15 protein-coding genes are annotated in these 13,401 nt (G+C 36.1%); 12 read left to right on the plus strand and 3 right to left on the minus strand.

The window, feature by feature from the left end; genetic code table 11:
- Positions 1 to 188: 188 nt before the first annotated feature.
- The 10 genes from ACICP9_RS00120 to glmU all read left to right on the plus strand — a co-directional run bounded on the left by ACICP9_RS00120 (position 189) and on the right by glmU (position 8,579).
- Complete coding sequence (locus ACICP9_RS00120) at positions 189 to 596, plus strand: ATP synthase subunit I (RefSeq protein ID WP_395497849.1); 408 nt, start codon at positions 189 to 191, stop codon at positions 594 to 596.
- Positions 593 to 1,402, plus strand: a complete 810-nt coding sequence (gene atpB, locus ACICP9_RS00125) for a F0F1 ATP synthase subunit A (RefSeq protein WP_395497851.1) — start codon at positions 593 to 595, stop codon at positions 1,400 to 1,402. The genes ACICP9_RS00120 and atpB overlap by 4 nt, the downstream gene beginning before the upstream one ends.
- Before the next feature lie 33 nt (positions 1,403 to 1,435).
- Positions 1,436 to 1,741 carry a F0F1 ATP synthase subunit C gene (atpE, locus tag ACICP9_RS00130; RefSeq protein WP_339050528.1) on the plus strand — a complete coding sequence of 102 codons (306 nt, stop codon included), beginning with the start codon at positions 1,436 to 1,438 and terminating at the stop codon, positions 1,739 to 1,741.
- Positions 1,742 to 1,766: 25 nt separating this feature from the next.
- Entirely contained in the window at positions 1,767 to 2,237 is a 471-nt protein-coding gene (locus ACICP9_RS00135; RefSeq protein WP_071662950.1) for a F0F1 ATP synthase subunit B, read from the plus strand.
- Positions 2,237 to 2,773, plus strand: coding sequence for a F0F1 ATP synthase subunit delta (locus ACICP9_RS00140; RefSeq protein WP_071662951.1), 537 nt, complete (start codon positions 2,237 to 2,239; stop codon positions 2,771 to 2,773). The genes ACICP9_RS00135 and ACICP9_RS00140 overlap by 1 nt, the downstream gene beginning before the upstream one ends.
- A gap of 15 nt (positions 2,774 to 2,788) precedes the next feature.
- Positions 2,789 to 4,333 carry a F0F1 ATP synthase subunit alpha gene (gene atpA, locus ACICP9_RS00145; protein WP_395497854.1) on the plus strand — a complete coding sequence of 515 codons (1,545 nt, stop codon included), beginning with the start codon at positions 2,789 to 2,791 and terminating at the stop codon, positions 4,331 to 4,333.
- A 6-nt stretch (positions 4,334 to 4,339) separates the two neighbouring features.
- Positions 4,340 to 5,200, plus strand: coding sequence for a F0F1 ATP synthase subunit gamma (gene atpG, locus ACICP9_RS00150; protein WP_071662953.1), 861 nt, complete (start codon positions 4,340 to 4,342; stop codon positions 5,198 to 5,200).
- Positions 5,201 to 5,223: 23 nt separating this feature from the next.
- Complete coding sequence (gene atpD / locus ACICP9_RS00155) at positions 5,224 to 6,630, plus strand: F0F1 ATP synthase subunit beta (protein ID WP_395497855.1); 1,407 nt, start codon at positions 5,224 to 5,226, stop codon at positions 6,628 to 6,630.
- Positions 6,631 to 6,645: 15 nt separating this feature from the next.
- Positions 6,646 to 7,068, plus strand: coding sequence for a F0F1 ATP synthase subunit epsilon (locus tag ACICP9_RS00160; protein WP_395497856.1), 423 nt, complete (start codon positions 6,646 to 6,648; stop codon positions 7,066 to 7,068).
- A gap of 137 nt (positions 7,069 to 7,205) precedes the next feature.
- Positions 7,206 to 8,579: a bifunctional UDP-N-acetylglucosamine diphosphorylase/glucosamine-1-phosphate N-acetyltransferase GlmU gene (gene glmU / locus ACICP9_RS00165; protein WP_395497857.1), complete on the plus strand. Its 1,374-nt coding sequence runs from the start codon at positions 7,206 to 7,208 to the stop codon at positions 8,577 to 8,579.
- Between the two features lie 73 nt (positions 8,580 to 8,652).
- Here glmU and ACICP9_RS00170 read toward each other — a convergent pair whose 3' ends face one another.
- The 3 genes from ACICP9_RS00170 to sodC form a co-directional block, all read right to left on the minus strand.
- Positions 8,653 to 9,108, minus strand: a complete 456-nt coding sequence (locus tag ACICP9_RS00170) for a host attachment protein (RefSeq protein WP_395497859.1) — start codon at positions 9,106 to 9,108, stop codon at positions 8,653 to 8,655.
- Between the two features lie 62 nt (positions 9,109 to 9,170).
- Entirely contained in the window at positions 9,171 to 10,574 is a 1,404-nt protein-coding gene (locus ACICP9_RS00175; RefSeq protein ID WP_395497861.1) for an amidase, read from the minus strand.
- An 80-nt stretch (positions 10,575 to 10,654) separates the two neighbouring features.
- The gene (gene sodC / locus ACICP9_RS00180) at positions 10,655 to 11,155 is read right to left on the minus strand and encodes a superoxide dismutase [Cu-Zn] SodC (RefSeq protein WP_395497863.1); all 501 of its coding nucleotides are present in this window, start codon (positions 11,153 to 11,155) and stop codon (positions 10,655 to 10,657) included.
- A gap of 505 nt (positions 11,156 to 11,660) precedes the next feature.
- On the opposite strand from sodC, the gene ACICP9_RS00185 reads away from it, so the two are divergent.
- Both ACICP9_RS00185 and ACICP9_RS00190 read left to right on the plus strand, forming a co-directional pair.
- The gene (locus ACICP9_RS00185; protein ID WP_395497865.1) at positions 11,661 to 12,536 is read left to right on the plus strand and encodes a LysR substrate-binding domain-containing protein; all 876 of its coding nucleotides are present in this window, start codon (positions 11,661 to 11,663) and stop codon (positions 12,534 to 12,536) included.
- 102 nt (positions 12,537 to 12,638) lie between these two features.
- Positions 12,639 to 13,355, plus strand: a complete 717-nt coding sequence (locus ACICP9_RS00190; protein WP_395497867.1) for an SDR family NAD(P)-dependent oxidoreductase — start codon at positions 12,639 to 12,641, stop codon at positions 13,353 to 13,355.
- Positions 13,356 to 13,401 lie beyond the last annotated feature (46 nt).

Consider the following 13,401-nt stretch of genomic DNA (forward strand, 5'->3'; position numbering starts at 1 on the left):
AATTTCAGGCCTAGATTCCTAATTTGCGCCAGTCCGGCTTAGGAAAAACGACTGACTTAGATTTTTTTATATTTAGTAAGGGTACTCAATCGAACTAAGAAGGCAAAATTCATCCTTATATTAGCATTGCATAAAAGGGTTACGCTTATTATACTGTCCGACAATTTATAAGCTGGGGGTGGCTTAAAATGACGTGTAGTAGGCTTGCCCAATTACCAGGTAAGGTGATGCAAAAAATGTGCCATGCGGGTTCCATAGCATTTGGCGGGTTACTAGGGCTAGTAGTTATTTTCGGGAATGTTTTTCAGGGGAGTGAGGTTATTAAATCTCTTGCACTGGGTATTTCCTTATGGTTACTTCCTAACTGTTATTTTGTGATTAAAATAATGCGTCGTTTAGGACAAATGTCTGGAAGAAAATTGCTCAATATTTTTTATCGAGCAGAATTAATAAAATTATTCTTCAGTGGAATTTTTTTTATAATGGTGGTTCAGTTATTATCAGTAAACATTCCGATCTTGTTGCTAGCTTATTTGGCCTCTCAGCTAGTATTTTGGCTATTGCTAATAATTAAAAGTGATGAAGGTTTAGTATGAATGGCGAACAAACATCAGCAAATTATGTTCAGCATCATCTTGAACATCTTAACTTTAACCTGAAAACCTTAAGTTTTTCAGATGGAGGAAGTTTTTGGAATTTAAATCTCGATACCTTTTTGTTATCAGCTGTACTAGGTATAGGATTTTTAATTTTATTTCGCTGGGTAGCTGCCACTGTAAGCAGTGGTGTTCCAGGTAAAATCCAAAATTTTGTTGAGATTCTCGTAGAGTTTGTAGATAAAACTGTAAAAGAATCTTTTCACGGGGTTAGTCAATTGATTGCGCCTTTAGCGCTGACAATTTTTGTTTGGGTATTCTTAATGAATTTTATGGATTTACTGCCAGTTGATCTATTGCCGACAGTATTATCATTGTTTGGTGTCAGTCATTTTCGATCTGTGCCGACTGCTGATCCTAATACGACATTCGGCATGTCAATTGCGGTCTTTATTTTAATCATTTACTATAACTTAAAAATTAAAGGTGTGAAGGGACTCAGTAAAGAAATGCTGGTTTCCCCATTTGGTCCTTATCTTTTCCCCATCAATATTATTTTCCGGTTATTAGAAGAATTTGTACGACCTATTTCTTTATCGTTACGGTTATTCGGAAATTTATTTGCTGGAGAATTAATTTTTATTTTAGTGGCGTTATTACCATGGTGGTTACAGTGGACTTTTGGTGGTGTTTGGGCAGTGTTTCATATATTAATTATTGCGATTCAGGCATTTATCTTTATGATGCTAACTATAGTTTATTTAAGTATGGCGCATGAGACCCACGGCCAAGAACAAACACATTAATTATTTATTAATATACAAAGAGAGGATATAAAAATGGTAGAAGTTGCGCAAGTAGTTGCTAATGTACAAGGTTTAACGGCCATTGCAGCGGCTTTATTAGTAGGGTTAGCTGCATTAGGTACCGCAATTGGTTTCGGTATTTTAGGTGGAAAGTTTTTAGAAGGGGTAGCGCGCCAGCCTGAGTTAACACCCATGCTGATGTTGCGAATGTTTTTAATGGCTGGATTAGTTGATGCGTTTGCTGCTATTTCTATCGTGATGGGACTATATTTAATTTTTGCTAAAAATCCTTTTTTAAGCGAAGTTTTAAAACTAGTTTCTAAACCAGTAACGGGTTAATTGATAATAAATTTGAGAAAACATCGTGGAAATTAATATAACCTTATTAGGCCAGTTAATTACGTTTTCTGTTTTTGTGTGGTTTACCATGAAATTCGTATGGCCACCTATACTGAAAGTAATGCAAGAGCGAGAACAACGTATTGCAGATGGTTTAGCTGCCGCAGAGCGCGGTCAACAAGCTTTAGAATTAGCACAATTAAAAGCAGATGAGTATTTGCAGGAAGCAAAACAACAAGCGACTGAGATCATTGAGCAAGCGAATAAACGCGCTAATCAAATGTCTGAAGAGTCGAAGAAGCAAATAAGAATAGAGAATGAACGTTTATTGACAATAGCCAGAGCGGATATTCAACAAGAATGGCAGGCTGCACAACAGAAACTACGTGCAGAAGTAGCTAATTTAGTAATTATAACCACTGAGAAAATTTTGGCGCAATCTCTCGATAGTGTGGCTCAACATGCACTCGTTAAACAATCTTTGGAAGAAATTTGATGGCTGATTTCACATCCATTGCTAGACCCTATGCACGAGCGGCATTTGCTTGTGCTATGGATAAAAATAACGTGGATGCTTGGTCTGCTTTACTTAAGCAGTCAGTAAGGGTTATTAACGAAAAATCGATGCAAAATCTATTAAAAAATCCATGTATCGATAAAATAGTAGCGTATGAATGTTTGTTGGAATTTTGCAAAACAGTAATTTTTCCTTTTGGAAAGAATTTTCTAAAACTAATGGCAGTTAACCAACGATTATTAGTACTTCCAGAAGTTGAAGATTTATTTGGACGATATAAAGCTGAGCTAGCTAAGGAAGTGACAGCTTATGCTATTTCCGCTGTGCCTTTAACTAAAATGGAAGAACAAACTTTAGAAAAAGTATTATCGGAACGTTTACAAAGTCATATAAAATTAGACCACCACACGGATAAGAATTTATTAGGTGGATTGGTCGTTCGCGTCGGGGATTTAGTCATCGATGGTTCTGTACGTGGCAAATTAGAACGTTTACGTGCGACATTAGTGAATTAAGAGGCAGTATAGGCTATGCAACAATTAACCACATCTGAAATTAACGAATTAATCAAAGAGCGTATCCAGAAATTTGATGTTTCTGCAGAAACGCGTACAGAGGGAAGTATTGTCAGTCTTCGTGATGGAATTGTGCGTATCTATGGTTTAAATGATGTTATGTTGGGAGAAATGATAGAGTTTTCACCCCAATGTTATGGACTTGCTTTAAATCTAGAACGCGATTCAGTCGGTGCGGTTGTTTTGGGTGACTATGAAGGACTAAGTGAAGGTCAAACGGTTAAGTGTACTGGACGTATTCTTGAGGTTCCGGTAGGCGAAGCTTTATTAGGGCGAGTTGTTAATGCTTTAGGGCATCCCATAGATGGTCGTGGCTCAATTGAGGTTGAAAAAAATGCTCCTATTGAACAAGTTGCTCCAGGTGTTATTTGGCGTCAAAGTGTTTCACAGCCGTTGCAAACGGGCATACTAGCTATCGACAGTATGGTGCCAATAGGGCGTGGTCAGCGCGAATTAATAATTGGAGATAGACAAACTGGAAAAACAGCACTGGCTGTCGATGCGATTATTAACCAAAAAAATACGGGCGTAAAATGTATTTATGTTGCAATAGGTCAAAAAGCGTCATCTATTGCCGCTGTAGTGCGAAAGTTAGAAGAGCAAGATGCTTTAAAGCATACCGTTATTGTATCGGCGAGTGCTGCTGATTCTGCTGCATTACAGTTTATTGCACCTTATGCCGGATGTGCGATGGGAGAATATTTTCGCGATCAAGGTGAAGACGCACTGATTATTTATGATGATTTAACGAAACAAGCTTGGGCTTATCGGCAAATATCCTTGTTATTGAGGCGCCCACCTGGTCGAGAAGCTTATCCAGGTGATATATTTTATTTACATTCGCGTTTACTCGAACGTGCCGCAAGAGTTAATCAGGAGTTTGTTGAAAAGGCTACGAATGGGCGTATTAAAGGAAAAACAGGTTCGTTGACGGCATTACCGATTATTGAAACTCAAGCTGGAGATGTCTCTGCTTTTGTTCCGACGAACGTTATCTCCATTACGGACGGTCAAATCTTTTTAGAAACCGATTTATTTAATGCCGGTATACGTCCTGCAATTAATGCTGGTTTATCTGTTTCGCGAGTGGGTTCTGCGGCTCAAACTAAAATTATAAAAAAATTAGGTGGTGGTGTTCGATTAAGTTTGGCTCAATATCGTGAACTTGCTGCTTTCTCTCAGTTTATGTCCGATTTAGATGAAGCGACACGTAAGCAGCTTGAGCGGGGGCAACGAGTTACTGAAATTTTAAAACAAAAACAATATGCACCTTTAAGTGTTGCTGAGATGGCTGTGCTATTGTTTGCTGTTGATAAAGGTTATTTAGATGATATAGAACTGACTAAAATAGTTACATTTTCAGAAGGATTATTAGCTTATATGCATTCAGAACAAACGAATTGTTTGAAACAGATTAACCAAAAAGATGATTATAACGAAGTGATAGCTGATGAGTTAAAGACAGCGATTACTGCTTTTAAAACGACACAAACTTGGTGATAGCGAATGAGTTTTGCGCAAGAGATACGCGGTAAAATTGCTAGTATTAAAGGCACTCAGAAAATAACGCGAGCCATGGAAATGGTAGCGGCTAGTAAAATGCGAAAAGCTCAAGAACGTATGACTTTTTCGCGACCTTATGCGCACAAGATGCTAGATCTAATCTATCATGTCGCAAGTAGTCATGCGGAATATCAACACCCTTATTTACAAGTAAGAGAGTTAAAACGAGCAGGTTTTCTTGTCATCACTACGGATAAAGGATTATGTGGCGGACTGAATACTAATTTACTAAAGTTGGTTTTGCAGAAATTTCGAGTGTGCCAATCTAAAGGGATTGCTGTAGATTTGGCGATTATAGGTGGAAAAGGTGAGGCTTTTTTTAAGCGTATAGGTGGTCATGTGGTCGCACATGCCAATCATTTGGGAGATGCACCGCAACTACAAGATTTAATTGGGGTTATTAAAGTTTTATTAGATGCTTATAAGCGAGGCGAGCTAGATAGTGTAACTATTTTCTATAATGAATTTATTAATACGATGACTCAAAAAGCGCAAGCTCTTGAGTTATTACCCGTTTTGCCTTCTGAAAAATCAGATCTTAATTATCGGTGGGATTATCTCTATGAACCTGATGCAAAGCCATTGTTAGAATTGGTCCTTACACGTTATATAGAATCACAAGTTTATCAGAGTGTTGTAGAAAATACCGCTTGTGAACAAGCGGCTCGGATGGTAGCTATGAAAAATGCAACGGATAATGCGGGTGAATTAATAAGCGATTTACAATTAGCCTATAATAAAGCACGCCAGGCAGCCATTACCAAAGAACTAGCAGAAATAGTTGCCGGTGCGGAAGCTGTTTAAATTTAACCATATATGAATAAATAATGAAGAGTAACGTTATGATAAAGCCAATTAACCCCATCGGACATATAGTCGAAATTATCGGCGCCGTTATCGACGTTGAATTCCCAAGAGGAGAAGTTCCGAAAGTTTATGATGCCTTAACGGTTTATGACCATGATTTAGTGCTAGAGGTCCAACAACAGTTAGGTGATGGTATTGTACGTACTATCGCAATGGGTACGAGTGATGGTTTGCAGCGAGGGACAAAAGTAACTAATACCCGAGCGCCTATTAGTGTTCCTGTCGGAAAACAGACATTAGGTAGAATCATGGATGTATTAGGTAGGCCTATCGATGAAGCAGGCCCTATTAATGAGAAAATCCGTTTACCCATTCATCGCAAACCACCTACTTTTTCAGAACAAGCGGCTAATGAACAATTATTAGAAACAGGAATTAAAGTGATTGATTTACTTTGTCCTTTTGCTAAAGGTGGAAAAGTAGGTTTATTCGGCGGTGCTGGAGTAGGTAAAACCGTTAATATGATGGAACTAATACGTAATATCGCGATTGAGCACAGTGGTTACTCGGTATTTGCAGGAGTGGGTGAGCGAACACGGGAGGGTAATGATTTTTATCATGAGATGAAAGAATCTAATGTTTTAGATAAAGTCTCATTAGTCTATGGACAAATGAATGAACCACCCGGTAACCGTTTGCGAGTTGCTTTAACAGGTTTGACAGTAGCTGAATATTTTAGGGATGAAGGTCGAGACGTATTATTATTTATCGATAATATCTACCGTTATACATTAGCAGGTGTTGAAGTATCTGCATTACTAGGGCGTATGCCTTCTGCTGTGGGATATCAACCTACTCTGGCTGCAGAAATGGGTGCCTTACAAGAACGTATTACTTCAACTAAAACGGGTTCTATTACTTCTATCCAAGCGGTTTACGTTCCAGCAGATGATCTGACTGATCCTTCACCAGCAACTACTTTTGCACATCTCGATGCAACCGTTGTATTGTCCCGACAAATTGCTGAGCTTGGTATTTATCCGGCGATAGATCCGTTAGATTCTAATAGCCGTCAGCTTGATCCGTTGATTGTTGGCCAAGAACATTATGACGTTGCACGAGCGGTACAAAAAACTTTACAGCGTTATAAAGAATTGAAAGATATTATTGCTATTTTAGGTATGGATGAATTATCAGAGCAAGATAAATTGATTGTTATGCGTGCCAGAAAGATACAACGGTTTTTATCTCAGCCTTTCTTTGTTGCTGAAATATTTACGGGTTCTCCTGGTAAATATGTCAGCCTTAAAGAAACAATTCGTGGCTTTAAAGCTATTTTGAATGGCGAGTTTGATGATCTGCCTGAGCAAGCGTTTTATATGGTTGGAAGTATAGATGAAGTAGATGTTAAAGCAAAAGCTTTGTAAGCTTAGAGAAATATCATGACTAAAACCATGCCGATTGAGATTGTGAGCGCAGAAGATGCGATTTTTTCAGGTGAAGCTACTCATTTAGTGGCGATAGGTTTATTAGGCGAACTCGGTATTTATCCTGGTCATACACAATTATTAACAGCATTAAAACCAGGACCAGTCCGTATTATAAAACCAGATGGGGAAGATGAAATACTTTACATTTCTGGCGGTATTTTAGAAGTGCAGCCACAACTCGTGAGTATTTTAGCCGATACGGCTATACGAGCTGCCGATTTAGATGAATTGGCTGCATTAGAAGCTAAAGAACGGGCAGAGCGGATATTAAATGACAAACAAGCTGATATCGATTACGCAAAAGCAACAGCAGAATTAGCTCAAGCAGTTGCCCAATTACAAGCCATATCGAAATTAAAGAAGAAACCCCGGTAAAATATAGTTCTCTTAAGTCTAGCAAGAACTACATAAATACGAGAAAACTTCTTTAAATAAAAGTGAGATAAAATGCAAAAGATTGAGTTAATTAATCTAATGCAAAATTATGTTTTGAAATAGGCTAGTTTAAAAATATGAAATTACTTGATGTCATCATTTTAGCTGCTGGCCATGGAAAGCGTATGCATTCTAATTTACCTAAAGTATTGCATAAATTAGCGGGTAAACCTTTATTACAATATATTGTTGAAACAATTAAAGGTTTGCAACCTCATGCTGTTTATGTGGTTTATGGAAATGGTGGCGGTCAAGTACCCCAGTGTTTAGGGCATTTATCAGTTAATTGGGTAAAACAAACGGAATTGTTAGGTACTGGACATGCAGTCGCTCAAGCTATTCCAGAGATTAAACAAGATGAGAGTCGTACGCTTATTTTACTAGGCGATACCCCATTAGTGAGTTTAGCTACTTTACAAAAATTAATTTATACCACTGAAACCCATCAAATTGGTTTAATTACATTAACGACACAACAACCTTTTGGTTTAGGGCGTATTTTACGGGATCAAGAAGGAAAGGTTGTTCAAATTGTTGAAGAAAAAGATGCTAGTTCAGAGCAAAAAAAAATACAAGAAGTAAATAGTGGTATTTTTTATATATCTGTAAAACTGCTAAAACGTTGGCTTCCTAAAATAAAAAAAATGAATGCGCAAGGTGAATATTACTTAACGGATATTATTACAATGGCTGTAGAGGAAAAGATAGAAATAGTAACAGTATCTTCAGATATTGATGGAGAAATGCAAGGAGTTAATGATCGTGTACAATTAGCAAAGCTTGAACGTTATTTTCAGCAACAGGCAGCTGAAAAACTTATGTTAGCAGGAGTTACATTACGCGATCCACAGAGATTTGATTTGCGCGGACAATTAACCGTTGAAAAAGACGTGATTATCGACGTAAATGTTATTTTGGAAGGAGAAAATTCGATAGGTGCTAGTAGCTCTGTAGGCTCACACTCCATCTTAAAAGATGTCAAAATTGGGAAAAATGTTGAAATTAAACCTTATTCATTAATTGAAGATGCAATCATTGGAGATAATTGTATTATTGGTCCTTTTGCACGTATTCGTCCTGGGTCGGTTCTCAAAAATAATGTTCATATAGGAAATTTTGTTGAAGTTAAAAAAAGTCAGATAGAACAAGAAACTAAAATTAATCATTTAAGTTACATCGGGGATGCAAATATTGGCAAAAATGTCAATATTGGTGCGGGTACCATTACGTGTAATTATGATGGAGCAGTCAAAAATCAAACCCAAATAGAAGATGATGTGTTTGTTGGTTCTAATACGGCCTTAATAGCACCCATACGAATACAGAAAGGAGCAACAATAGGCGCTGGCTCTACCTTAAATAAGGATGTTCCCGCTGGAAAGTTAACTTTAAACAGGGCTGACGTAAAAACCCTTTCAAATTGGAAACGTCCGCGAAAAAAAGAAACTTAATCATAATTTTCAAAGTTTACTCTTCCTAGATAGAAGCTCAACTTTCCTATAGGAGTTTTTTTCAGCTTAGCGATTAAATTTTATTGGAGCGAACGATATCCCACCAATTTTCTTTTAGATAATTGATAAGAACAGACTCATTTTCTTCAACAAAGTTTTTTTTGATATTAATTAATAATGCTTGTGTTACTTGTTTATCAAGATTGCTAAGTAAAACGCCACCGACATGAGGTGCAGAACATAATATAAGTTGTTTGTATTGATGATTGTCTAGTCCTTTTTTTAAAAAATTAGCCAAGATTTTAGTAAAATGATCGAGTTCTACTTCATGTGGGCTGCTGGGTGCTTCATAGGCTCCTTTTGCAGAATGCATCGTTTGATAATGACCAGGTCTATCAGAAACTAAATCGCTTTCTTTTAGTTTAGCATTAGGGTTTTCTAGACTCTTTAATAAAATCAATCTGTGATCTTTGGGCTCATAAGAATAAATATGACCTAAACTACTATTTAAGCTAATAACCCAAATCATTTAACCCCCTTAAGTATGTTTTTAAAGTATAGCAGGGTTCAAGGCTATGCTCTTTGTAGATTTTAGGGGAATAAAATGGGTTTCTGCCATCCGCCTAGTAAGGTTTCTAATTTTTGCCCAATCATGAGCGTTACGTCGTCATGCCATGGCTTAGCAACGATCTGAATCCCGATGGGTAAACCTTCCGCGGAATAACCACACCGTACGGTTAAGACTGGCCAGCCTGTTAAATTGTAAATATTAAGATAACTAAAATCATGACCTTCGATAAATGAATGACCATGTAATTTTGCAGGAGTTGCTGCTACGGGACATATAATGACATCATATGGAAAAAAGAATTTTTCTAAGGAAATACGTAATTGATCAATGCGACGTAAACGTTGATGTAATTCAGTAATAGAAAACTCACATTGACGCGCAATCGCTAAAAATTCTTTCACCAGATAAGAAGGTTTATTAATACCCAAATGGTTAAGTAAATTTTTAAATCCTAAACCCTTATCTCCACCCAAAATAAATGTCTCTGTAATAAGAGTATAAAGTTCTTTTAAGTATGGTGGGCATTGATACTCAATTTGTCGTACCTCACCTTGTAAAACATGCACTACTTGATTAATCGTTTGTAGGGTTGCTTTATCAGGTGAAGCAATGCCATTATCTGAATAAAAAACAATTCGTAAATTTTTACAGTTGATGAAAGGGGTGCGGATTGAAATAGGTACGACATCTGGATCAGCATTATCTGGACCCGTTAGTAAGGGTAGAGATAATACGATATCATCCACAAACCGCGCCATAGGACCATAAGTAGTTAATGGCCGTAATAAACCCCTACCATCTGAGGGAACATTACCTGAATTAGGGATTAACCCGCGAGTGGGTTTTAAACCTACAATGCCTGTATTATGAGCAGGTTGACGTATACTTCCTGCTCCATCCGAACCCAAACCTAGTACTGAGCCACCCGCGGCGATAATAGCGGCTTCTCCGCCACTACTTCCCCCGGAAGTGCGATTTAAATCATAAGGATTTAAAGTTTTGCCGTAGCGATCATTATCTGTTTCATAGGCAATATTGAATTCAGGAACATTACTTATACCTAAAATAATTCCGCCAGCAGCTTTTAATCTAGCGACAGCAGTGGCATCTTCTTTAGGGAGAAAATTGTAACCATTACTTCCTTTGCTAATAATAAAATCGCTGACTTTACAACAATCTTTGATAGTAATAGGTAAACCATGTAAAGGACCGAGAATTTGATTTTTAGCTAATTTTTCATCCGCTATGCAAGCTTTTTCTAATACAATTTCTGGCTCTGCTAGTTGAACAAGTGCGTTAAGCTTAGGATTAACTTGTTGGATGCGATCTAAATGCGTTTGGATAAGCTCAACACAGGAAATTTTTTTTTCTTTAATTAGCGTGGCTAATTTTCTTGCGGATAGAAAGTAAAGATCTGAAGTCATGGAATGATTAATATAAATTATTGTGTATCAAGTTAGAAGAAAATTCTGTTTAGAATAAAAAGTGGTTATTTATTAGTGTCCTATTTTATAATGCCACAGGCTATACGTGCACCGCCTCCTCCTAATTTAGTAGGAACATCCGAATAATTGTCACTATCGGCATGAATTATTAAAGAATGGTTTTTAAGTTCATTTAAACGTAATCGAGGAGCTAGAATTGGTAATGTCGCGTTGCCATTATTATCAACGTCTAAAACAGGGAGATCGCCTAAATGACCTTTTCCATAAGGACCTAAATGCTTGCTAGAATGAAAAGGATCAAAGTGATCGCCTGCCGCCATGCCGTTATCTAGACAAGAGGGGTTTTGATGGATATGAAAACCATGTAAACCGGGTGGAAGATTATGTAGATTGGGTGTCAATAAAACACCATAAGGTTTTTCTGAGGCAATTACAGTGCCTATAGATTGCCCCAAGCCTTGTTGAGAGATAAGATACATAGGTATGGAGATATCAGCAAGGACACTATTGCAGATTAGTAAGCAGATGCTGGCAACCGAAAATTTAAGTAATTTAAACATTACAGATATCCCTCAACTCTATCGTGCTAAGTATAGCATAGCTTAATTAAAATATTATTTGGTTATTTTAAGATGTTATGCAGTGTATTCAATTTTATTTTGACATTTTTTTCACATAACCCAAGCGAGTTATAAAAAAATTATTTTACATTACAAAAAAAATAACATTTAATAACTCATTATATTTTTCTTATTTTTTTTGAATCTAAGTATCAATTTATTTTTTATATCAAATCAAATTCTATTGAAAATTTAGATAATAAAGCATAGGTTTTTTACTTAGGTAGCTTATGATGCAATGAGAAAATTGTTTGTATTAATAATTACAAAAAATGATTTATATACTAAACATGCGATTACATTGCATGAGGTAGATATTTTTCATAATGATAATAGTCATAGAGTTACTTATCCGGTATTATAGTTTTATATTTTAACTAATTTATTATTATGTAAAATTAAATTAAAAAATATGGTATTTAAGTAATGATAATTTAAAATTGCTATGCGTATCACTCTAAAACAACTCGAAGTTTTTGTCGCAATTGCTAAGACAGGAAACGTAAGTCACGCTGCAAAGAAAATGTATCTCTCTCAGTCAGCATGTAGTATGGCTCTTGCTACATTAGAAGAACAATTAGAAGGATCTATATTTGATAGACATGGCAAACAATTATTTTTGAATGAACGAGGGAGAGTTTTGTTACCTAAAGCCAGCAGCGTCATATCACAAATTTCAGAGCTTAAAGATATGATGATGGAAAATAAAAAGGATAATTTATCTGGCCAATTAATCATAGGAGCGAGTAAGACCATCGGTAATTATCTATTACCAAAGCTTATTTCTGAACTTACTTATACGCATAAAAATATTCAAATCAATCTAAAAATAGCAACTACTAAAGCCATATTATCTAGATTACTCACATTTAATGTTGATGTTGCTTTAATAGAGGCTAATTGTTTTTCAGATAAAGTTCATACTTATCCTTGGAAAAAAGATGAATTAGTCATCATTGCTGCTCCAAAATATCCTTTGAGTAAAAAAAAGAAATTGACACTATCAGATATCGCGAACGCACGTTGGTTACTCCGAAAACAAAATTCTAGTATCCGTGAAAAATTAGAAGAAAAATTTGGTGGAAAAATCCGACCTTTTTTAGAATTAGATGATACAGATGCGCTTAAACAGGCAACTCAAGCAGGTTTAGGGATAAGCTGTCTTTCTCGATTTGTCGTTGAAGATTCTTTAAAAAATAATACCTTAATAGAACTAAAAACTCCATTTTTAACCCTAAGTAGAGAGTTCTATATTTTGATTCATAAGGAAAAATATCAATCTACTATAATTTCTGAGTTTTTAAAAAAAGCGAATACCTGATGTCGAACGGTTAATTTATCCTTAGTTGTAAATAGCGCTAGTTAATTTTTGTGTTTAGTATAAAGTAGAGTTACAGGTGGTTGATTAGGTGTAAGCATTTTTATGCAATCAATTTTAATTTTAGGTGCTACTTCTTCCATAGCAAGGGCATGTAGCGAAATTTTTGCTTCAAGACAATGTAAACTTTTCCTTGCAAGTCGGGATATTCCGGAGCTAGAACGTATAGCTGTCGATCTTAGAATCCGATATAGTATTGATGTTAATTATGCTTTTTTTGACATTACACAACTTCATTCGCATGCGAATTTTTTTGAAACGCTTATTGATAAAATGGGTTCAATTGATGGTGTCCTAATGGCGGTAGGTTTGATTGATAAATTAGACTATCAAAAAGTGATGGCTGCTAATTTTACCGGTCCTATTTCCTTTTTTGAGCTTTATGTTAAATATCTAACTATTCAAAAAAAAGGCTTTATTATTGGATTAAGTTCTGTAGCAGGAGATCGAGGGCGGAAACCTAATTATGTTTATGGTGCTAGCAAAGCAGGGTTGACTATTTATTTACAAGGGTTACGTAATTATTTTTACCCTTCTAAAATACAAGTATTAACAATTAAGTTAGGGTTAATTGATACCAAAATGGTTTTCGGGGGAAAGTATCCACTTTATTTAGCAGCTAATCCAAAAAAAACAGCGATAAAAATTATACGGGCGTTAGATAAGGGTCGGGAGAGCGTGTACATTCCTGGGGTTTGGCGGATTATAATGTTAATTATTCGCTTTATACCAGAAAAAATTTTTAAGTGCCTAAGTATATAATATAAAAAAAATGGTATTCAATTTAAAATCCAAGACCAGATTAAGA

The organism is Rickettsiella endosymbiont of Litargus connexus (assembly GCF_964277335.1).
GTDB classification, from domain to species: domain Bacteria; phylum Pseudomonadota; class Gammaproteobacteria; order Diplorickettsiales; family Diplorickettsiaceae; genus Aquirickettsiella; species Aquirickettsiella isopodorum.